Origin of the sequence: Streptomyces sp. D2-8 (assembly GCF_023184515.1) — a bacterium.
Classification (GTDB): domain Bacteria; phylum Actinomycetota; class Actinomycetes; order Streptomycetales; family Streptomycetaceae; genus Streptomyces.
In genome coordinates, this window is sequence record NZ_JAAHBP010000055.1 from 1 (window position 1) to 423 (window position 423).

At 70.9% G+C, this 423-nt stretch carries 1 protein-coding gene; it reads right to left on the bottom strand.

What is annotated here, in order from left to right; translation table 11 throughout:
- A partial coding sequence (locus G3I77_RS40400) for an Ig-like domain repeat protein (protein WP_248512446.1) occupies nt 1–391 on the bottom strand: 391 nt, incomplete at its 3' end.
- Nucleotides 392–423: the final 32 nt, after the last annotated feature.

Consider the following 423-nt stretch of genomic DNA (forward strand, 5'->3'; position numbering starts at 1 on the left):
GGCTGGCGTTATAGGTGGCGTTGATCGTGTACGGGGTGCCGGTGCGGGTGGTGTAGGGGCGGGTGACGGTGGCTGTGCCGCCGGTCAGGGGCACGGTAGCGGGGGTGGTGCCGTCGCCGAAGGTGAAGGTGACGGTGCCGGTGGGAGTGCCCGCTCCAGGAGCGAGCGGCGCGACGGTGGCGGTGAAGGTCACCGGCTGGCCCACCACCGACGGATCCGGCACCGAGACCACAGTGGTCCTGGTCGATGCCCGGTTCACTGTGTGGGTGTCGGAGCCGGTGGAGCCGGCGAAGTCGGGGCTGGCGTTATAGGTGGCGTTGATCGTGTACGGGGTGCCGGTGCGGGTGGTGTAGGGGCGGGTGACGGTGGCTGTGCCGCCGGTCAGGGGCACGGTAGCGGGGGTGGTGCCGTCGCCGAAGGTGA